The sequence below is a fragment of the Pseudomonas sp. 20P_3.2_Bac5 genome, from assembly GCF_025466035.1.
GTDB lineage: Bacteria > Pseudomonadota > Gammaproteobacteria > Pseudomonadales > Pseudomonadaceae > Aquipseudomonas.
Genome location: NZ_JANLOA010000126.1, coordinates 1 through 19,390 on the forward strand (window position 1 = coordinate 1; position 19,390 = coordinate 19,390).

At 65.0% G+C, this 19,390-nt stretch carries 19 protein-coding genes; 8 read left to right on the forward strand and 11 right to left on the reverse strand.

All coding sequences use genetic code 11. The features are described from left to right. A partial coding sequence (locus NTD88_RS23105) for a GTPase/DUF3482 domain-containing protein (protein WP_262191765.1) occupies positions 1-945 on the reverse strand: 945 nt, incomplete at its 3' end. Then, the gene (locus tag NTD88_RS23110) at positions 938-2,317 is read right to left on the reverse strand and encodes a DUF2868 domain-containing protein (RefSeq protein WP_262156370.1); all 1,380 of its coding nucleotides are present in this window, start codon (positions 2,315-2,317) and stop codon (positions 938-940) included. The genes NTD88_RS23105 and NTD88_RS23110, both read right to left, overlap by 8 nt. Positions 2,318-2,394: 77 nt before the next feature. On the opposite strand from NTD88_RS23110, the gene NTD88_RS23115 reads away from it, so the two are divergent. Further along, positions 2,395-2,913 (forward strand): dihydrofolate reductase, encoded by a 519-nt coding sequence (locus tag NTD88_RS23115; protein WP_262128837.1) that lies wholly within the window; start codon positions 2,395-2,397, stop codon positions 2,911-2,913. Between the two features lie 66 nt (positions 2,914-2,979). Here NTD88_RS23115 and NTD88_RS23120 read toward each other — a convergent pair whose 3' ends face one another. Next, positions 2,980-4,371 carry an L-cystine transporter gene (locus NTD88_RS23120; protein ID WP_262156369.1) on the reverse strand — a complete coding sequence of 464 codons (1,392 nt, stop codon included), beginning with the start codon at positions 4,369-4,371 and terminating at the stop codon, positions 2,980-2,982. A gap of 243 nt (positions 4,372-4,614) precedes the next feature. Here NTD88_RS23120 and NTD88_RS23125 point away from each other — a divergent pair, with 243 nt between their 5' ends. After that, a complete protein-coding gene (locus NTD88_RS23125) occupies positions 4,615-5,670 on the forward strand; it encodes a haloacid dehalogenase-like hydrolase (protein ID WP_262156368.1) in 1,056 nt (351 codons plus the stop codon). A gap of 128 nt (positions 5,671-5,798) precedes the next feature. Here NTD88_RS23125 and ilvD read toward each other — a convergent pair whose 3' ends face one another. Then, on the reverse strand, positions 5,799-7,640 hold the full coding sequence (ilvD, locus tag NTD88_RS23130) for a dihydroxy-acid dehydratase (RefSeq protein WP_262128840.1): 1,842 nt from the start codon (positions 7,638-7,640) through the stop codon (positions 5,799-5,801). 338 nt (positions 7,641-7,978) lie between these two features. Here ilvD and NTD88_RS23135 point away from each other — a divergent pair, with 338 nt between their 5' ends. From NTD88_RS23135 to NTD88_RS23145, 3 genes are all read left to right on the forward strand, one after another. Beyond that, a complete protein-coding gene (locus NTD88_RS23135) occupies positions 7,979-8,461 on the forward strand; it encodes a DUF2867 domain-containing protein (RefSeq protein ID WP_262156367.1) in 483 nt (160 codons plus the stop codon). A gap of 114 nt (positions 8,462-8,575) precedes the next feature. After that, on the forward strand, positions 8,576-8,758 hold the full coding sequence (locus NTD88_RS23140) for a type II toxin-antitoxin system HicA family toxin (RefSeq protein WP_095156494.1): 183 nt from the start codon (positions 8,576-8,578) through the stop codon (positions 8,756-8,758). Between the two features lie 37 nt (positions 8,759-8,795). Continuing rightward, positions 8,796-9,197 (forward strand): type II toxin-antitoxin system HicB family antitoxin, encoded by a 402-nt coding sequence (locus NTD88_RS23145; protein ID WP_095156366.1) that lies wholly within the window; start codon positions 8,796-8,798, stop codon positions 9,195-9,197. Between the two features lie 44 nt (positions 9,198-9,241). On the opposite strand, the gene NTD88_RS23150 is transcribed toward NTD88_RS23145, so the two are convergent. After that, the gene (locus NTD88_RS23150) at positions 9,242-10,438 is read right to left on the reverse strand and encodes a class I SAM-dependent rRNA methyltransferase (RefSeq protein ID WP_262156366.1); all 1,197 of its coding nucleotides are present in this window, start codon (positions 10,436-10,438) and stop codon (positions 9,242-9,244) included. Positions 10,439-10,593: 155 nt separating this feature from the next. On the opposite strand from NTD88_RS23150, the gene NTD88_RS23155 reads away from it, so the two are divergent. Both NTD88_RS23155 and mutM read left to right on the forward strand, forming a co-directional pair. Beyond that, positions 10,594-11,460, forward strand: a complete 867-nt coding sequence (locus NTD88_RS23155) for an HDOD domain-containing protein (RefSeq protein WP_095156364.1) — start codon at positions 10,594-10,596, stop codon at positions 11,458-11,460. A 3-nt stretch (positions 11,461-11,463) separates the two neighbouring features. Continuing rightward, a complete protein-coding gene (gene mutM / locus NTD88_RS23160) occupies positions 11,464-12,276 on the forward strand; it encodes a bifunctional DNA-formamidopyrimidine glycosylase/DNA-(apurinic or apyrimidinic site) lyase (protein WP_262156365.1) in 813 nt (270 codons plus the stop codon). Between the two features lie 51 nt (positions 12,277-12,327). Here mutM and ggt read toward each other — a convergent pair whose 3' ends face one another. The 6 genes from ggt to NTD88_RS23190 form a co-directional block, all read right to left on the reverse strand. After that, positions 12,328-14,013, reverse strand: a complete 1,686-nt coding sequence (gene ggt, locus NTD88_RS23165; RefSeq protein ID WP_262156364.1) for a gamma-glutamyltransferase — start codon at positions 14,011-14,013, stop codon at positions 12,328-12,330. Continuing rightward, positions 14,013-14,264, reverse strand: coding sequence for a YfhL family 4Fe-4S dicluster ferredoxin (locus tag NTD88_RS23170; protein ID WP_095156361.1), 252 nt, complete (start codon positions 14,262-14,264; stop codon positions 14,013-14,015). Before NTD88_RS23170 ends, ggt begins: the two co-directional genes overlap by 1 nt. A gap of 111 nt (positions 14,265-14,375) precedes the next feature. Then, complete coding sequence (coaD, locus tag NTD88_RS23175) at positions 14,376-14,855, reverse strand: pantetheine-phosphate adenylyltransferase (RefSeq protein ID WP_095156360.1); 480 nt, start codon at positions 14,853-14,855, stop codon at positions 14,376-14,378. A 113-nt stretch (positions 14,856-14,968) separates the two neighbouring features. Beyond that, on the reverse strand, positions 14,969-16,567 hold the full coding sequence (locus NTD88_RS23180) for a GMC family oxidoreductase (protein WP_262156363.1): 1,599 nt from the start codon (positions 16,565-16,567) through the stop codon (positions 14,969-14,971). A gap of 17 nt (positions 16,568-16,584) precedes the next feature. Then, positions 16,585-17,106 carry a twin-arginine translocation pathway signal protein gene (locus tag NTD88_RS23185; RefSeq protein ID WP_262156362.1) on the reverse strand — a complete coding sequence of 174 codons (522 nt, stop codon included), beginning with the start codon at positions 17,104-17,106 and terminating at the stop codon, positions 16,585-16,587. A gap of 22 nt (positions 17,107-17,128) precedes the next feature. Continuing rightward, complete coding sequence (locus NTD88_RS23190) at positions 17,129-18,544, reverse strand: coniferyl aldehyde dehydrogenase (RefSeq protein WP_262156361.1); 1,416 nt, start codon at positions 18,542-18,544, stop codon at positions 17,129-17,131. Between the two features lie 165 nt (positions 18,545-18,709). Between NTD88_RS23190 and NTD88_RS23195 the strand changes: the two genes are divergently transcribed. Beyond that, a complete protein-coding gene (locus NTD88_RS23195; RefSeq protein ID WP_095156356.1) occupies positions 18,710-19,375 on the forward strand; it encodes a TetR/AcrR family transcriptional regulator in 666 nt (221 codons plus the stop codon). Positions 19,376-19,390 lie beyond the last annotated feature (15 nt).

A 19,390-nucleotide genomic window follows, 5' to 3' on the forward strand; every position in this document is an offset into this window, starting at 1 on the left:
ACCGCCGCCCAGGCGAATGCCCAGTTGCTTGAGGGTTTCCGGATTGAACAGGTCATCGCCCCAGCGCCCGTCCAGCAGCGGCAGGTCGCTGGCGTTGGCGTCTTCGCGGCGGAAGGCATACAGCTTGAGCAGCGCTTCGACGCAGCGTTGCTCACGTTGGCGAATGGTTTCGCGCAGTTCGCGCACGGCGGCGGCTTCTTCGTCCGGCTTGGCCACCACGCTGCGCCGGCACGCTGCGCAATCCACCAGCAGTTCGGCGATCAGGCGTTTGCCGCTGTGCTGGCGAAGCTGCCGTTGCGCCTGCTGGTCGTCGATCAGCCGTTGCAGGGCCGGGCGGGCGTTTTCCAGCATCAGGGCGAGGCTTTCGTACAGCCGTCGTTCGCCGTCTTCGGGTGGCGCAACGCTGTCGAAACGCACCAGCGCGTGCAGCCCCAACCGGGCCAGGGCCTCACGCCAGTCGGGTTCGCGGTGGTCGCTGCTGGCGACAAAGTTGAGCACCGGCAGCAGCGGCTTGCCGCAGCCGGCCAGCACTTCCAGTTCGTCGCGGTACTTGGCCAGCACCGGTTCGCGGGCGTCGATCACATAGAGCCCGGCGTCGCTGGCCTGCAACTGGCGCAACACCTTGGCCTCCTGTTCGAAGCGCTGGCGCGCCTCGCTGCTCTGCAGGAAGCGTTCGAGCCGGGCCGGGCCGTCGAGGCGCTCACCGGGGCGTTCCAGTCGTTCCAGATAATCGAGCAGGGCGATGGCGTCTTCCAGGCCGGGCGTGTCGTACAGCTCCAGCAGCGGCTGGCCGTCCACCGACAGCCGCGCACCTTCGACATGCCGGGTGGTGCTGGGGCGATGGGACACTTCGCCGAAGCCGACATCGCGGGTCAGGGTCCGCAGCAGCGAGGTCTTGCCGACATTGGTGTGGCCGACCACGGCCAGCTTCAGCGCTTTAGTCATGACCGTGCTCCAGCCAGTTCAACGGTGCCGTGTCGGCGTGGGGCAAGGCCAGTTGGTCCAGGGCCTGATGCCAGTCGCCCAGACGCTCCGCGTCCAGCGCCTGGCCGGGTGGCGGCTGCATCAGCCAGATGCGCGTGGCCGCCGCGCTGCGCGCCAGCTCGGCGAGCAGCGCGAGGCTGCCGCGATCCGGCGAGCGCCGTGGGTCGCAGGCAATCGCCAGGCGCGCCGGAGGAAAGTGGCTGAGCTGTTCCAGCAGGCGCTTGCGTGATTCGCGGCTGTCCAGCACGCCGGCGTTGGTCACCGAGGCCGGCAGGGCGGGCGGCCACGGGCGTTGATCGTCCAGCTCCAGGCCCACCAGCAGCGCGCCGTCGTGTTGCACGTCGTCCTGGCCGCGTTCGATTTGCGGCAACTGATCGGGCGCGGCGTCGTTCACGCCGAGGCGTTCGCTGCTGGGCATCAACGCTTCGCGCAGGGCGCTGTAGCCGGGGAGCTTGAGGTCGAGGGCAAGGCGCGCGCGGCCCTGACGCCAGCGCCACAGGCAGAGCACCGCCAGCAGCAGGCGCGGCAGGATGCCGTAGACCACCAGCACACCGAGCAGCCAGCCGGCCCAGGCCTGACGACTCAGTTCCAACGCCGGCTGGCTGTCGCCGCTGGCGCGGATCATCGCCGCGTCCGGGGTGCTGAATCCGAGCAGGGACGGCAGGGCGCCGAGGGTCTGGGTGAGGCTGACGAAGGTATCGGGTTGGAGCAGGGTGGTTTCCCAAACGAAGCCGTAGCGCCGGGTCGAGAGCAGCATCAACAGCAACACCAGCGCGGCGAGCAGGGCCAGCAGCCAGAGGCCGTGGACCAGCGTGCCGAGTAGCCAGCGGGTCAGGCGCTGGCGTTGCAACAGCACCAACAGGGCTGGAGCGAGGTGCGCGGCTTTGGCGTCGCGGGCGAGTTTTTCGCTGAGCCAGAGCCACAGCCGGCCGAGGCTCGCGCCCTGATCGCCGGCCATGGAAAGGCCGGTGGCCCAGCCCAGCAGTAAAAGGAGATTGAGCCCGAGCAGGCTGCCCAGGGCCCAGAACACATTCACCGGACGTTGCCCGTCGCCAAGGGCGGCAAAGGCCAGCCCGGCTCCGCTGACCAGCGCCACAACCAGCAGTGCCAGCAAGGCCAGGCGGGCGCCGCGTTTGTAGTGTTCCAGCGCCTGGCCCAGGCCGTCGCGTTCGGCCAGGAACAGGGCGCGGTGTTCGATGCGCCGGGCGAGGTCGCCGCCCTGTTGGCGGGCGCGGCGATTGGCTTCCTGGTCTTCCAGGGGCCCCGTGTGTTCTTCGCGCAGGCGCACCGCTTCGGTCAGCCAGCGCTTGTCCAGGTCGGTCAGTCCAGTCACGTACAGCTTCCGTTGAGCGAGTCAGTCTGGAAGCATAACCCAGGCATCCGCGAACGGGCTTTGCTATCCTCGCCGCCATGAAAACATCACGCCCTCTCAGCCTGATCGCGGCCCTCGCCGAGAACCGCGTCATCGGCATCGACAATCGCATGCCCTGGCATTTGCCGGGGGACTTCAAGTACTTCAAGGCCACCACCCTGGGCAAGCCGATCATCATGGGTCGCAAGACCTGGGATTCGCTGGGCCGCCCTTTGCCGGGCCGGCTGAACCTGGTGGTCAGCCGCCAGACCGGCCTGCAACTGCAAGGCGCCGAAGTGTTCGCCTCGCTGGAAGACGCTATCGTCCGCGCCGACCAGTGGGCGGCGGAGCAGGGTGTGGATGAGCTGATGCTGATCGGTGGCGCGCAGCTTTACGGGCAGGCGCTGGAGACGGGACTGGCGGATCGCTTGTACCTGACCCGGGTGGAATTGAGCCCGGAAGGCGATGCCTGGTTTCCCGCGGTGGATGAGCGGGTCTGGACCAAGGTGTCCAGCGAGCAGGCGCCGGCGGAGGAAGGGAAGCCGGTGTATCACTTTGAGGTTTGGGAGCGGGGCTGAGGTTTTGGGACCGCTTTACGGTCCTTTCGCTGCGGTTCGGTGCGCCGAACCGCAGCGATCAGAGTCCTACGAGTGACTCAACTGCACCTGCTCATCCGCCGCCAGCAGCGCCTTGTCGGTCTGCCCCATGATCTGGCTGGTGATAGTCCCCGCCGTCATCGCGCCGCTGACATTCAGCGCCGTGCGGCCCATGTCGATCAGCGGTTCGACCGAGATCAGCAGCGCCACCAGCTCCACCGGCAAGCCCATCGCCGGTAGCACGATCAGCGCGGCGAAGGTCGCCCCGCCACCCACCCCGGCCACCCCGGCCGAACTCAAGGTCACCACTGCCACCAGCGTCGCGATCCAGAGCGGATTCAGCGGGTCGATGCCGACTGCCGGCGCGACCATCACCGCCAGCATTGCCGGATACAGCCCGGCGCAACCGTTCTGGCCGATGGTAGCGCCGAACGACGCGGCGAAGCTGGCGATGGCCTGCGGCACGCCCAGGCGACGGGTTTGCGCTTCAATGCTCAGCGGGATGCTGGCGGCGCTGGAGCGGCTGGTGAAGGCGAAGGTCAGCACCGGCCAGACCTTGCGCAGGAAGCGCAGCGGGTTGACCCCGGAAAGGCTCAGCAACACGCCATGCACCACGAACATCAGCGCCAGGCCGATGTAGGACACCACCACGAAACTGCCCAGCTTGAGGATGTCGTCCAGGTTCGAACTGGCGACCACTTTGGTCATCAGCGCCAGCACGCCATACGGGGTCAGTTTCATCACCAGGCGCACCAGGCGCATCACCCAGGCTTGCAGGGTTTCGATGGCGGCGAGGGCGCGGTTGCCTTTCTCCGGTTCGTCCTTGAGCAGTTGCAGCGCGGCCACGCCGAGGAAGGCGGCGAAGATCACCACGCCGATGATCGAGGTCGGCCGGGCCCGGGCCAGGTCGCCCACCGGGTTGCTCGGGATGAACGAGAGCAGCAGTTGCGGGATGTTCAGGTCGGCGACCTTGCCCGCGTAATCGCTCTGGATCACTTGCAGGCGCGCGGTTTCCTGCGTGCCGGCCACCAGTCCTTCGGCGCTCAGGCCGAACAGGTTGGTCAGGACGATACCGATCAGCGCGGCGATCGCGGTGGTGAACAGCAGCGTGCCGATAGTCAGCACGCTGATGCGGCCCAGCGACGAAGCATTGTGCAGCCGCGCCACGGCGCCGAGGATCGAGACGAAGATCAGCGGCATGACGATCATTTGCAGCAGTTGCACATAACCGTTGCCGACCAGGTCGAGCCAGCCGATGGTGGCTTTGAGCACTGGGTTACCGGCGCCGTAGATCGCATGCAGCGCGGCGCCGAACAACACGCCCAGCACCAGGCCGATCAGCACCTTCCTGGCCAGGCTCCAGTTGCGGTGACGGGTTTGAGCCAGGCCCAGCAGCAACGCCAGGAACACCAGCAGATTGAGAAACAGCGGCAGGTTCATTGAAGCTCCAGAAAAAACGACGCGCATCGCCGCTGTGGGCGATAGCTGAAACGAAAATGCTAACAGTCTGAAAACAAAGGACTTTATATCGATATGGAATGACGAGTGTCGTTTCTGGAATAACAGAAGGTCGTTTTTGGACAAGTGGCTGCCGTTGAGGCCGTTGTCGACGTCGTTGTCAGAGTTGGGCGGTGACGGTGGACTGCTTAGGGTGGAGCGCACCCTTTTGCAGGAGACCCGCACATGACGTTCGCTCCGAAAATCCTCGCCGCCGGCCTGGCCCTGCTGTTCGCCGGGCAGACCCTGGCGGTGGAGTTGAAACACTGGCCGGCCCCGGCCGCGAAGCAGCTCGACGCGATGATCGCCGCCAATGCCCACAAAGGTAACTACGCGGTGTTCGACATGGACAACACCAGCTACCGCTTCGACCTCGAAGAGTCGCTGCTGCCGTTCATGGAAAACAAAGGCCTGCTGACCCGCGACAAGCTCGACCCCTCGCTCAAGCTGATCCCGTTCAAGGACACCGCCGAGCACAAGGAAAGCCTGTTCAGTTACTACTACCGCCTCTGCGAAATCGACGACATGGTCTGCTACCCGTGGGTCGCGCAGGTATTTTCCGGCTTCACCCTCAAGGAACTCAAAGGCTACGTCGATGAGCTGATGGCGTCGGGCAAGCCGGTGCCGAGCACCTATTTCGAGGGCGATCAGGTCAAGGCCATCGAGGTGCAGCCGCCCAAGGTGTTCACCGGGCAGACCGAGCTGTTCAACAAGCTGATGGAGAACGGCATCGAGGTCTACGTGATGACGGCGGCTTCCGAAGAACTGGTGCGAATGGTCGCTGCCGATCCGAAGTACGGCTACAACGTGAAGCCGCAGAACGTCATCGGCGTCAGCCTGTTGCTCAAGGACCGCGCCAGCGGCGCCCTGACTACCGCGCGCAAGCAGATCAGCGCCGGCCAGTACGACCCCGCCGCCAACCTCGGCCTGGAACTGACCCCGTACCTGTGGACCCCGGCGACCTGGATGGCGGGCAAGCAGGCGGCGATCCTCACCTACATCGATGAGTGGAAGAAACCGGTGCTGGTGGGCGGCGACACCCCGAGCAGCGACGGCTACATGCTGTTCCACAGTGTCGATGTGGCCAAGGGCGGGGTTCATCTGTGGATCAACCGCAAGGCCAAATACATGGACCAGATCAACGCAATGATGGCCAAGCACGCGGCTGCCCAGGCCAGGGAAGGGTTGCCGGTGACGGCGGACAAGAATTGGGTGGTGGTGACGCCCGAAGACATTCAATAGTTCGCACGGCCTCATCGCTGCGGCTCGGCGCCCCCCAACCGCAGCGATAAGGCCCCTGAGCCCACGGCAGGATCCCCATAAAAAAACCGGCACCCAAGGGCGCCGGTTTTTTCATTTCGATCTACAACTCACAGCCCGTCGAGCAGGGCCTTGTTGCGCACCGCGCCTTTGTCGGCGCTGGTGGCCAGCAGGGCGTAGGCTTTCAGCGCGGTGGTCACCTTGCGCGGACGCTGTTCGACCGGCTTCCAGCCTTTCTGGTCCTGGACGATGCGACGTGCCGCCAGTTCTTCATCGCTGACCAGCAGGTTGATCGAGCGGTTCGGAATGTCGATCAGCACTTTGTCGCCGTCCTGCACCAGGCCGATGGCGCCGCCCGCAGCGGCTTCCGGCGAGGCGTGGCCGATGGACAGGCCCGAGGTGCCGCCGGAGAAACGGCCGTCGGTCAGCAGGGCGCAGGCTTTGCCCAGGCCCTTGGACTTCAGGTACGACGTCGGGTACAGCATTTCCTGCATGCCCGGGCCGCCTTTCGGACCTTCGTAGCGAATGATGACGATGTCGCCTTCCTTCACTTCGTCAGCGAGGATGCCGCGCACCGCGCTGTCCTGGCTTTCGAAGATCTTCGCGTTGCCTTCGAACACGTGGATCGACTCATCGACGCCCGCGGTTTTCACTACGCAGCCGTCCAGCGCGATGTTGCCGTACAGCACGGCCAGGCCGCCTTCTTGCGAGTAGGCGTGCTCGACGCTGCGGATGCAGCCGTGTTCACGGTCGTCGTCCAGGGTTTCCCAGCGGGTCGACTGGCTGAACGCGGTTTGCGTCGGGATGCCGGCCGGGCCTGCCTTGAAGAAGGTGTGCACGGCTTCGTCGTCGGTCTGGGTGATGTCCCACTTGGCGATGGCTTCTTCCATGCTCGGGCTGTGCACCGTCGGCAGGTCGGTGTGCAGCAGGCCGCCACGGGCCAGTGAGCCGAGGATGCTGAAGATGCCGCCGGCGCGGTGGACGTCCTCCATGTGGTACTTCTGGATGTTCGGCGCGACCTTGCACAGTTGCGGCACTTTGCGCGACAGGCGATCGATGTCGCGCAGGTCGAACGGGATCTCGGCTTCCTGGGCCGCGGCCAGCAGGTGCAGGATGGTGTTGGTCGAGCCGCCCATGGCGATGTCGAGCATCATGGCGTTCTCGAACGCCTTGAAGTTGGCGACGTTGCGCGGCAGCACGCTGTCGTCGTTGTCGCCGTAGTAGCGCTTGCACAGCTCGACGATGGTGCGGCCAGCCTTGAGGAACAGTTGCTCGCGGTCACTGTGGGTGGCGAGGGTCGAACCGTTGCCCGGCAGGGCCAGGCCCAGGGCTTCGGTCAGGCAGTTCATCGAGTTGGCGGTGAACATGCCGGAGCACGAACCGCAGGTCGGGCAGGCGCTGCGCTCGTACTCGGCGACTTTCTCGTCGCTGGCGGTGGAGTCGGCGGCGATGACCATGGCGTCGACCAGGTCCAGGCCGTGGCTGGCCAGCTTGGTCTTGCCGGCTTCCATCGGGCCGCCGGAAACGAAGATCACCGGGATGTTCAGGCGCAGGGCGGCCATCAGCATGCCGGGGGTGATCTTGTCGCAGTTCGAGATGCAGACGATGGCGTCGGCGCAGTGGGCGTTGACCATGTACTCGACGGAGTCGGCGATGATCTCGCGGCTTGGCAGCGAATAGAGCATGCCGTCGTGGCCCATGGCGATGCCGTCATCCACCGCGATGGTGTTGAATTCCTTCGCCACGCCGCCTGCGCGTTCCACTTCGCGGGCGACCAGTTGGCCCAGGTCCTTCAGGTGCACGTGGCCCGGGACGAACTGGGTGAACGAGTTGGCGATCGCGATGATCGGCTTCTTGAAGTCCTCGTCCTTCATACCGGTGGCGCGCCACAGCGCGCGGGCACCGGCCATGTTGCGGCCGTGGGTGGACGTTTTGGAACGGTAATCAGGCATGAAGCACTCCTGGCGGCTAATCAGGTATCAATGAGGGGAGTGAGCTTCTCTTGTCCTTGGTACCGCAAGGCAGGTGGCCGCTGGTACGGATGAAGCCGAAGACGCCGCGGGATCGCCGTGCGCTCGGCCAGAGCTCATAAACCCGCCGGGGGATGACTGGCGATGAATAGGCCGATTCTACACCGCTGGCGGGCTTAGGGAATGGCGCAATAGACAGTTGGCGCGCGCGGCCCGGCGCTTTGTGGCGCAGACAAGCCCTTTTTTGGTCGGGGTCGCTTTCCGGGCGGCGGAGCGCTACCGTGATCGACTTCTCGCTTTGGACTTCCATGGAGGAGTTTATGGTCCACCCTGCCGATGTTCCCGCCAGCAGCGTCCTGCGGATGCTGTCCACCACGGCCTGGTTCTTCGACTGCTTCGCCCGCCGGGTGACGCCCGAACAGGGCCTGACCGCGCTGGATGCCTACCAGCGGATGAGCCGCGCGGTGCCGGATTGGGTCAACCAGGCGATCCGCCTGCGCGACATGATGGTCCGGCCCTTCGGCCTCAAGCCGGTCGCCGGCTTCAACTTGCGCGAGCAGAAGACCCCGCGGGTGGGCGACAACCTCGATTTCTTCCAGATCGCCGCCGTGACGGACAAGGAACTGGTGCTGTCGCTCAAGGACAGCCACCTGGATGTCCTGATTTCCGTGCACCTGGACCCGAACAACCAGCTCAGCCTGACCTCCATCGTCGAACCGCACAATGCACTGGGCCGCTTCTACATGCGCCTGATCGCGCCGTTTCATCGGCGGGTGGTGAGGTCGATGTTGGGCAGGATCTAGTCAGTAGCGCCCGGCAGCAGGCCATTAAAAGATAACTCTGGACACATCTTTTTCAGGGTGCTTTGATGGCTCAGCGCTTATGTTTGCTCCTTCGCTCATCAGGGAGAGATGGAGGTGCAAAGCAGACTGTTGATCAAGGAGCTTGAAGCTGCTGGTTGGTTTTTGAAGCGTGTCACGGGAAGCCATCACATTTTCAAGCACCCCCGCAATCCAAACTCAATCCCCGTGCCCCATCCCAAAAAGGACCTGCCGCTGGGCACTGTAAAAAGCATCAGGGAACGGGCTGGGCTGAAATAACCCGGGCTCGCCTTTTGCAACTTCGCAGGAGTCAAACATGCAATACCCGATCTGCATCGAATGGGGCGATGAAAAGACCGCCACGGGCATCCAGATTCCGGATATCCCTGGTGCGGTCACCGCAGGCGATACCTTCGAGGATGCCTATGCCGCCGCAGTCGAGGTTGCGCACATCATGCTGGAAGAGATTGTCGGGAGCGGTCAGTCCATTCCTATGCCCACCAGCGCGGCTACTCATCGCAGCAATCCCGATTTCGCGGGCATGGGGTGGGGAATGCTCGAAATCGACGTCACGCCATACTTGGGCAAGACCGAGAAAGTGAATGTCACCCTGCCAGGTTTTGTCATTCAGCGTATCGACCGCTATGTTCGCGACCACAACGTGAAAAGCCGCTCTTCCTTCCTCGCCGATGCCGCGCTGGAGAAACTGGGGCGATAAAAAATCCCGGCACCAGGCCGGGATTTTTCATTTCACTGACGCACTCAGCTATTAGGCAGCAGGCGGCAGGTGATGCTCTTGATATAGCGGGTTTCCGGGATTGCCGGGTGTACCGGATGGTCCGGGCCCTGGCCGCCGCGCTCGAGGAGCTGGATGTTGCGGTCCAGGTGACGGGCGCTGGTGAGCAGGATGTTCTGCAGGTCGTCTTCCGGCAGGTGCATCGAGCACGATGCGCTGACCAGGATGCCGTCCTTGCTCAGCAGGCGCATGGCCTGTTCGTTCAGGCGGCGGTAGGCGCCTTCGCCGTTTTTCAGGTCTTTCTTGCGTTTGATGAAGGCGGGCGGGTCGGCGACGATCACGTCGAAGCGTTCTTCCGAGGCCTTCAGTTCGCGCAGGGCGGCGAACACGTCGCCTTCGATGCAGGTCATTTTCTCGGCGAAGCCGTTCAGCGCGGCGTTGCGTTCCACGCCATCGAGGGCGAAGGCGGAAGCGTCGACGCAGAACACTTCGCTGGCGCCGAAGGCCGCAGCCTGCACGCCCCAGCCGCCGATGTAGCTGAACAGGTCAAGCACGCGCTTGCCCTTGACGTACGGCGCCAGGCGCGCGCGGTTCATGCGGTGGTCGTAGAACCAGCCGGTCTTCTGGCCTTCCATCACCGGCGCTTCGAACTTCACACCGTTCTCTTCCAGCGCAACCCACTCCGGCACTTCGCCGTAGACGGTTTCGACATAACGCTCCAGACCTTCGGCATCGCGGGCGGACGAGTCGTTCTTGAACAGCACGCCGCTCGGCTTGAGCACCTGGATCAGCGCGGCGAGGACGTCATCGCGCTGACGCTCCATGGCCGGCGAGGCCAGTTGCACCACGAGGATGTCGCCGAAACGGTCGACCACCAGGCCCGGCAGCAGGTCGGAATCGCCGTAGACCAGGCGGTAGAACGGCTTGTCGAACAGGCGCTCGCGCAGCGACAGGGCGACGTTCAGGCGGTGTACCAGCAGCGATTTGTCCAGCGCCAGCTTGACGTCGCGCGACAGCAGGCGGGCGCAGATCAGGTTGTTCGGGCTCAGGGCGACGATGCCCAGGCCCTTGCCGCCCGCGGTTTCCAGAACGGCCTGGTCGCCGGCCTTGAAGCCGTGCAGCGGGGTGGCGGCGACGTCGATTTCGTTGCTGTAGACCCACAGGTGGCCAGCGCGCAGGCGGCGGTCGGCGTTGGCTTTGAGGCGAAGGGTGGGCAGGGACATGACGTCGCTCCGGGAAAAAAGAGCGGGAGTATAGCCTGTCGACCAGGCGAGCACTGCGCCGGCGCGACAAATTGCAGGCCAGCGGACGGTATTTTGCGTGGCGCCCCACTGTACTGATCAGGTTAGAATTCGCCGTCAGCCGCGAGTGTGAATTTATGACCCCGGAACTAACCGCCGAACAGATCCAGCAAGCCTTGCAAGGCATCAGCGTCCCGCCCCAACCGCAGATCATGGTGGACCTGCAGATGGAGCAGTACATGCCCGATCCCGACCTCGAGGTGATCGCCAAGCTGATTTCCCAGGACCCTGGCCTGTCTGGCGCGTTGCTGAAGATCGTCAACTCGCCGTATTACGGCCTGACCAACAAGATCGCCTCGATCCAGCGCGCGGTGAACCTGCTGGGCAGCCGCTCGATCATCAACCTCATCAACGCCCAGTCGATCAAGGGCGAGATGAGCGATGAAACCATCGTCACCCTCAACCGTTTCTGGGACACGGCCCAGGACGTGGCGATGACCAGCCTGACCCTGGCCAAGCGCTTTGGCTCCCAGGCGGTGGACGAGGCTTACGCGTTGGGTCTGTTCCACGATTGCGGCGTGCCGCTGATGCTCAAGCGTTTCCCCGAATACATGAGGGTGCTGGAAGACGCCTACGCCAGCGCCGGCGACAACCAGCGGGTGGTGGATACCGAGAACCAGGTGTTCAACACCAACCATGCGGTGGTGGGCTACTACACGGCCAAGTCCTGGCGCCTGCCGGAGCATGTCAGCAACGCTATCGCCAACCACCACAACGCCCTGGCGGTGTTCAGCGACGACTCGCCGCGCAACGCGCCGCTGAAAAACCTGCTGGCGATCCTGAAGATGGCCGAGCACATCTGCGCATCGCACCGGGTGCTGGGCAACCAGAGCGTGGACCACGAATGGAATACCGTCGGGCACCTGGTGCTGGACTATATCGGCCTGTCGGAATACGACTTCGAGAGCCTCAAGCAAACCATCCGCGAACTGGGCAGCCATTGATCCATGCCGGAACTACCTGAAGTCGAAACCACTCGCCGGGGCATCGCCCCTTACCTCGAAGGCCAGCGCGTCAGCCGGGTGATCGTGCGCGACCGTCGCCTGCGCTGGCCGATCCCCGAAGACCTCGACGTGCGCCTGTCCGGGCAGCGTTTCGTCTCGGTGGAGCGGCGTGCGAAATACCTGTTGTTGAATGCCGAGGTGGGGACGCTGATCAGCCACCTGGGTATGTCTGGCAACCTGCGGCTGGTGGAAATCGGCTTGCCGGCAGAAAAGCACGAGCACGTGGATATCGAGCTGGAGTCCGGCCTGGCGCTGCGCTACACCGACCCGCGGCGCTTCGGCGCGATGCTCTGGAGCCAGACGCCGCTGGAGCATGAGCTGCTGATCCGGCTCGGCCCGGAGCCGCTGACCGACCTGTTTGATGGTGAGCGCTTGTTCCAGCTGTCCCGCGGGCGGTCGATGGCGGTGAAGCCGTTCATCATGGATAACGCTGTGGTGGTCGGGGTTGGCAATATCTACGCGACCGAAGCGCTGTTCGCGGCGGGTATCGATCCGCGCCGCGAGGCGGGCGGGATTTCCCGGGCGCGTTACCTGCGGCTGGCGATCGAGATCAAGCGCATCCTCGCGGCGGCGATCGAGCGAGGCGGCACCACCTTGCGGGACTTTATCGGCGGGGATGGTCAGCCGGGGTACTTCCAGCAGGAGCTGTTTGTTTATGGGCGGGGCGAAGAACCGTGCAAGGTGTGCGGCACGGTGTTGCGGGAAGTGAAGCTGGGGCAGCGGGCGAGTGTGTTTTGTCCGCGGTGTCAGAAGTAGATCGTTGTTGAGTTTGCTGGCCTCATCGCTGGCTTGCCAGCGATGAGGCCATCAGGGCTTCACCACCTCTGAACTGCCCACCCCACGCGGATCACTCGCCGCCTCCAGCCGCCCGTCCCGCTTGTCCCAGAACAGCACCTGCTGATTGCCGTAGCTGCGCCCCAGATCCTTCAGCTCATAACCGCGCGCCCGCAGCGCCTCCTGCTCCGTCTCGCTGAACGCGCCCGGCTCATGCTCCACCACATCCGGCAAATACTGGTGGTGATAGCGCGGCACCGCTGGCCAGGTGCTCACTGGCCGACCGTCCAGATACTCCAGCATTGACAGCAGCACCATGCTCGGAATCCGGCTGCCGCCCGGCGTGCCGAAGGTGGCGAATTCTCCGGGGCTCTCGATGAAGCTCGGGCTCATGCTCGACAGCGGTCGCTTGCCGGCCGCCACGGCGTTGGCCTGGCTGCCGCTCAGGCCGTAGCTGTTGCTGCCGTGCGGGTCGGCGGCGAAGTCGTCCATTTCATTGTTCAGCACCACGCCGGTACCGGGCGCGGTGAAGGCTGCGCCGAAAGGCAGGTTGACGGACAAGGTCGCCGCCACGGCATTGCCGTCGGCGTCGATCACCGCGAAGTGGGTGGTGTGGTCGCCTTCGCGCCAGGCGGGCGACGGCGGCAGGCGGCTGCTCGGTGTGGCGTCGTGCACGTCGATGCTGTCGGCCAGCTCAACCAGGTGCGAGCGCGACAGCAGGCGCGGCACGGGATTATCCACATGGTCCGGGTCACCAAGCAGGCCACGGTCACGGTAGGCCCGGCGCAAGACTTCCAGCACATAGTGGGCGCGCTGCACCTTGTCGGCGCTTTGCCATGGCAGGCGCTGGAGCATCGCCAGGCTCTGGGCGATAGCCACGCCGCCAGCGGACGGCGGCGGGGCGCTGATCAGTTCGCGCTGGTCGGCAAGGCGATAGCGCAGCGGCTCGCGCTCGGCGGTGCGGTAGTTGGCGAGGTCGTCCAGGCTCCAGATGCCGCCGGCGGCGTTGACTTCCCGCACCAGCGTTTGCGCCACCGGACCCCGGTAAAAACCGTCGCGGCCCTGATCTGCCAAGCGTTGCAGGGTTGCGGCCAGTTCCGGCTGGCGGATCGCTTGGCCGAGGGCCGGCACTTCATTGCGATCAAGAAACAGCCGTGCGCTTTCCGCGTCATCACGCAGGGCGCTGAGGCGCATCGTGGCGCGGTCGCGGTAGATGCGATCGACGGCAAAACCCTGGTTGGCGAGGCGAATCGCCGGGGCCAGGCTACTGCGTAGAGGAAGCTTGCCGTAGCGCGCGGCGAGTTCGTCCAGCGCTGCGGGCAAGCCGGGAATGGCCGCCGCCAGCGGACCGTTGATCGACAGGCCGGGCTCGACCTTGCCGTCTTTCAGGTACATGTCCGCCGTGGCGTTGCCGGGCGCTTTTTCGCGGGCGTCGATAAAGCGGTAGCCGGTGGGCGTGCCGGGCTGGCGCAGCAGGAAGAAGCCGCCACCGCCCAGGCCCGAGCCATAGGGCTCGACCACGGCCAGTGCGGCGCTCACGGCAATGGCCGCGTCGAAGGCGTTGCCGCCCTGACTGAGGATTTCACGCGCCGCAGCGGTGGCTTCAGGGTGAGGCGTGGCGATTGCCGCGCGCCCCGGTCCGTCGGCCAGGGCCGCAATGCTGCACAGCGCCAGGCTGGCGCCGAGGAACAACGATCGGAGAGGGGCGACGCCCCGCATCAGGCCTTGCCGGTAATACGGCGGTATTTGGTCATCAGCTCGTCTTCGGTTTCCGGGTGGGCTTCATCCAGCGGGATGCAGTCGACCGGGCAGACTTGCTGGCATTGCGGTTCGTCATAGTGGCCGACGCACTGGGTGCACAGGTTCGGGTCGATCACGTAGATCTCTTCGCCCTGGGAGATGGCGGCGTTCGGGCACTCGGGTTCGCAGACGTCGCAGTTGATGCAATCGTCGGTGATGATCAGGGACATGGGGACTCCGGCCAGGCTCTCGCGCACTGGCAATTGAAAACCAATGGGCGCAATTGTGCCGTATTAGCGCCCGCAGTGCACGCGGGCGCGGGTTTCAGGCCGGAGTTGAGATTACTTCTTGAATCGCTCGGTGAGTGCGTCGGCCACCACCGGGTGGACGAACTTGGTGATATCGCCGCCCAGGGCCGCGATCTCGCGCACCAGCGTCGAGGAGATGAACGAATAACGCTCCGATGGGGTGAGGAACAGGCTTTCGACGTCGGGCGCCAGTTGCCGGTTCATGTTGGCCAACTGGAACTCGTACTCGAAGTCCGACACCGCGCGCAGGCCGCGCAGGAAGACATTCGCGCCTTGCTCCTTGGCGAAGTGCGCCAGCAACGTGGAGAAGCCAAGGACTTCGACGTTGGGCAGGTGCCGGGTGACCTCACGCGCCAGTTCTACTCGTTGTTCCAGCGGGAACAGCGGGTTTTTCTTGGGGCTGGCGGCAACCGCGATGATCACATGATCGAACAGGCGTGAGGCGCGTTCGACCAGATCGCCATGGCCCTTGGTAATCGGGTCGAAAGTACCCGGGTACAACACTCGGTTCATCGCGTCGTCCTGGCAGGAGGGCGTTAGGGAGTCGGATGGTAGCGCAGCCGATACGGTCGGGCCAAGTCGCCATCACCGGCCCAACGGACTATAGACAGCGCGGCCCGCTGTTGTCATGCGGGCATTTTCAGGCGTTCGGCGAGTTGGTCGCTGAGCCGGGCGCTGATGGCGTAGACCGACAGTTGCGGGTTGGCGCCGATGCTGGTGGGGAACAGCGAGCCGTCGTGGATCGACAGGTTTTCCAGTTGATGATGCCGGCCGAGACTGTCGCAGACGCTCTGGCGCGGGTCTTCGCCCATGGCGCAGCCGCCCATCACATGGGCGCTGCCGAGGCGGGTGAGGAACAGTTCCAGCGACAAGTCGTCGATCATCGCGCGGGCCTCGGCCAGGTTTTTTGCGGGGCGAGCATGGCTGTGCAGCGGCAGGACGCTCTCGGCCCCGGCGGCGAACTGAATCTGCGCCATGCTGTGAAAAGCGCGGCGCACGCCGTCCCAGGCGTAGGCCGAAACCGGGTAATCGAGCACCGGCGAGCCGTCGCCGCGCAGGTGCACGCTGCCGCCGACGCTGTCCGGGTGGAAGCCGTCGCGCAGCAGGGCCAGCATCACGTGGGTGTGGGGCAGGTCGGCCATGCGCAGCGCGTTGTCCTCGCCAAAACCGCCGAGCAGCGTGGCGGCCAGGGCCGGGTGCAGCGGCGGTACTTCCAGCTTGTAGCCCATGGCGCCGCTGACGCCGCCGCGCCACTGGAAGTGGTCGCTGTAGATCGACTGCGGCGCGCCGTAGAACGGGTTCACCGGTTCGGCGAAACGCGCCGCGCTGAAGTTGACCAGGTGCAGGAAGGTTCGCTTGCCGAGACGCTGATGCGGGTCCGGGGCGCCGGAGCGCAGCAGCAGGGCCGGGCTGTTGATGCCGCCGCCAGCCAGCAGGTAGTGCCGCGCCCGTACCCGGATGCGCCGGCCCGTGGGCGCGACGCAGCGCGGGTCCATGGCCACACAGTGCAATTCGCGGATGCGCTGGCCGTCGTGTTCGAAGCGCTCGGCGCGGGCGAGGTAGAGCAGTTCGCCGCCTTTTTCCAGCGTCGCCGGAATGCTGGTGACCAGCATCGATTGCTTGGCGTTGAGCGGGCAGCCCATGCCGCAATAGCCGAGGTTGCCGCAGCCGCGCACGTTGCGCGGAATCACCTTCCAGTCCAGGTCGAGGGCCACGCAGCCGCGGCGCAGCACGTCGTTGTTGGCGTTGGGCGGCACCTGCCAGGGGGCGATGTTCAGGCGCTGCTCCATGCGCTCGAACCAGGGCGCCAGGTCATCCACGCCGAGGCCGCTGACGCCGTGTTCACGGGCCCAGTGCTGCAAGGTCGGTTCCGGGGTGCGGAAGCTGGACGTCCAGTTGATCAGCGTGGTGCCGCCCACGGCGCGGCCCTGCAGGATGGTGATGGCGCCGTCCTTGCTCATGCGGCCGATGCCTTCCTGATAGAGGCGGGCGTAGGCCTCGTGCTCGAGCATTTTGAAGTCGCTGCTGGTCTGCAGCGGGCCTTCCTCGATCAGCAGCACCCGGTAGCCGGCTTCGCTGAGGCGTTCTGCGCTGGTGGCGCCGCCCGCCCCGCTGCCGATGATGGCGATGTCGGTTTCCAGGGTCAGGTCCTGGCTCAGGGCGGAGCCGTCACGGGTTTTCCAGCCACGGGCGAGGCCGTCGCGGAACAGGTCGGGTACGGGCATGGGCGGGCTCTTGTGGGTCAGAATGTCGGCGGGCCGGGATAACCGCAGGCGCCCCAGGATTCGGGCAGGCTGTACCAGGCCATCAACAGCAGTTGCAGCAGCGAGCAATAACCCTGGCGCAGCAGGTTCAGCGCGCTGTCCTGCCAGCGCAGCAGAAAGGCGCGGATGTCTTCGCGGCTGGCCTGTTCCCAGGCGCCCCAGATGCCGGTGAGCGGGCCGCGGGTCAGCGGCAGGGCGAGCACGTCGAACAGTTGCCGGGTGAGCCCGAGCATTTCCGGCGAGAGGCTGGCGAGCGTGTCGTCGAGACGGGCGAGGACCGCTTCCGTGGCGCTGGCGGGCGCGGCGCCCGCGAGGATTACCGGGGTGATGGCGCGCAGCAGCGGCAGATCAGCCTTGCGCAGCACAGCGAAGCCGCTGGCGGGCGCTTCGGCGGAGCAGCCGAGCAAGCTGGCGCCGCCGAGAAACAGCGTGGCGCCAAGACTGAACTTGAGCAGGCCGCGGCGGTTGAGCGCGGCGGCGTCGGGCAGGCATGTTGTCATTATTGTCGGGCCTGTGCAGCGATCAGCGGATGAAGAAACGGTACACCAGTTGTTGCAGGCGCTTGCCATAAGGCGGGTAGATCAGCCGCGCCAGGTTCAGGCGCTGCTTGGCCAGCACACCCTTGGCCTGACTGAAGGTCTGGAAGCCTTCGTAGCCGTGGTAATGGCCCATGCCGGAAGGGCCGACGCCGCCGAACGGCAGGTCATCCTGGGCGACATGCAGCAACGTGTCGTTGAGACAGGCGCCGCCGGAATGGGTGTTTTCCAGCACCAGGTTCTGTTCGCCGCGCTCGTAGCCGAAGTAGTAAAGCGCCAGCGGACGCGGTCGCTGGTTGATGTAGGCAATGGCTTCGTCGATATGCCGGTAAGGCACGATGGGCAGCAACGGGCCGAAAATTTCGTCCTGCATCACCTGCATCTGCTGGTGGACGTCTTGCAGCAGATAGGGCGGCAGGCGGCGACCTTGCAGCGGTTCGTCCGGGTACAGATTGGTCACCGTGGCGCCTTGCAGGCGGGCGTCATCAAGGTAGCCGTTGAGCCGGGCCAGGTGGCGATCGCTGATGATCGCCGTGTAGTCCGGGTTGCCCTGCACCTGTGGGTAAAAGCGTTTTACCGCCTCGCGGTAGGCGTCGATAAAGCCGGCGATCCGCCCTTCCGGCACCAGCACATAGTCCGGCGCGACGCAGGTCTGCCCGGCGTTGAGGGTCTTGCCGAAGGCGATGCGCTCGGCGGCGTCGGCCAGCGGTACGCGGGAGGAGACGATGGCTGGCGATTTGCCGCCCAGTTCCAGGGTCACCGGGGTGAGGTTGTCGGCGGCAGCGCGCATCACATGGCGCCCGATGCTGGTGGCGCCGGTGAACAGCAGGTGGTCGAACGGCAGGCGGGAGAATGCCTCGCCCACGTCGGCCTCGCCCAGCACCACGCTGACCATGTCCGTGGGGAACACCGATTCCAGCAGGTTCTTGAGCACCAGCCCGGTGGCCGGCGTGGTTTCGCTGAGCTTGAGCATCACCCGGTTGCCCGCGGCCAGGGCGCCGGTGAGCGGGCCAATGGCAAGAAATAGCGGGTAGTTCCACGGCACGATCACCCCGACCACGCCCAGCGGTTGGTAGTGCACGCGCGCACTGGCCGGCTGGAACGCCAGGCCGACGCTGCGGCGCCGGGATTTCATCCAATGGCCGAGGTGTTTTTCCGCATGGGCCAGGCCCAGCACGCTGGGCATCAGTTCAGCCAGCCGGGTTTCGTCGGCGCTGCGCCCGTTGAAGTCCTGATCGATGGCGGTGACCAACTCGTCCTGTCGCTCGATCAGCGCCTGGCGCAGGGCCTTGAGCCATTGCCGGCGCTGGGCCAGGGGTGGCATGGGCAGGCGGTTGAAGGCGTCGCGCTGTTGTTCGAACAGGGCGTCGAGCCAGTCCAGTTGGGACATCGGAACCTCCATGACTAATTGTTTCGGCTAGAGCATATACTCTAGTTGGTCTTTTTGTGTGGCTCTGTCGGGCCTCATCGCAGCGCTGAATTCCCCTGCATTCAGCAGATGCACGCACCCCATTGAGGCCGTAAGATTAACCAAACATTTCAAGCTCACGCTTTTGGAGCTGGCGTCATGGCCCCGCGTATCAAGACCCGCGAGCGCATCGTGCAAAACAGCCTGGAGCTGTTCAACCAGCAGGGCGAGCGCAGCGTCAGTACCAACCACATCGCCGCGCATATGGAAATCTCGCCCGGCAACCTCTACTACCACTTCGCCAACAAGCAGGAAATCATTGCCGAGTTGTTCAGTCAGTATGAGGAACAGGTGGAAAGTTTCCTGCACCCGCCCAAAGGCCGCCTGGCCACGGTCGAGGACAAGCGCTTCTACTTGAAGGCGATCCTCGCGGCGATGTGGAACTACCGCTTCCTGCACCGCGACCTCGAACACCTGCTCGACAGCGACAAGGAACTGGCCGCCCGCTATCGGCGCTTTTCCCAGCGTTGCCTGTTGCAGGGCCAGGCCATTTACACCGGCTTTGTCGAGGCGGACATCCTGGAAATGAACACGGTGCAGATCGAGTCGCTGACCCTCAACGCCTGGATCATCCTCACGTCCTGGGTCCGCTTTCTCTGCACCACCCGGGAAAATGCCGCGCATTTGAGTGAAGAAGCCATCAAGCGCGGCGTTTATCAGGTGCTGGTGCTGGAGCTCGGTTTCGTCACCGCCACGGCGCGCCCGGCGGTGGACGCGCTCTGCGAAGAGTTCTACGTACCGCTGCAGCAGGCGCTGGAGCAGTAACGCCCCGTTCAATCG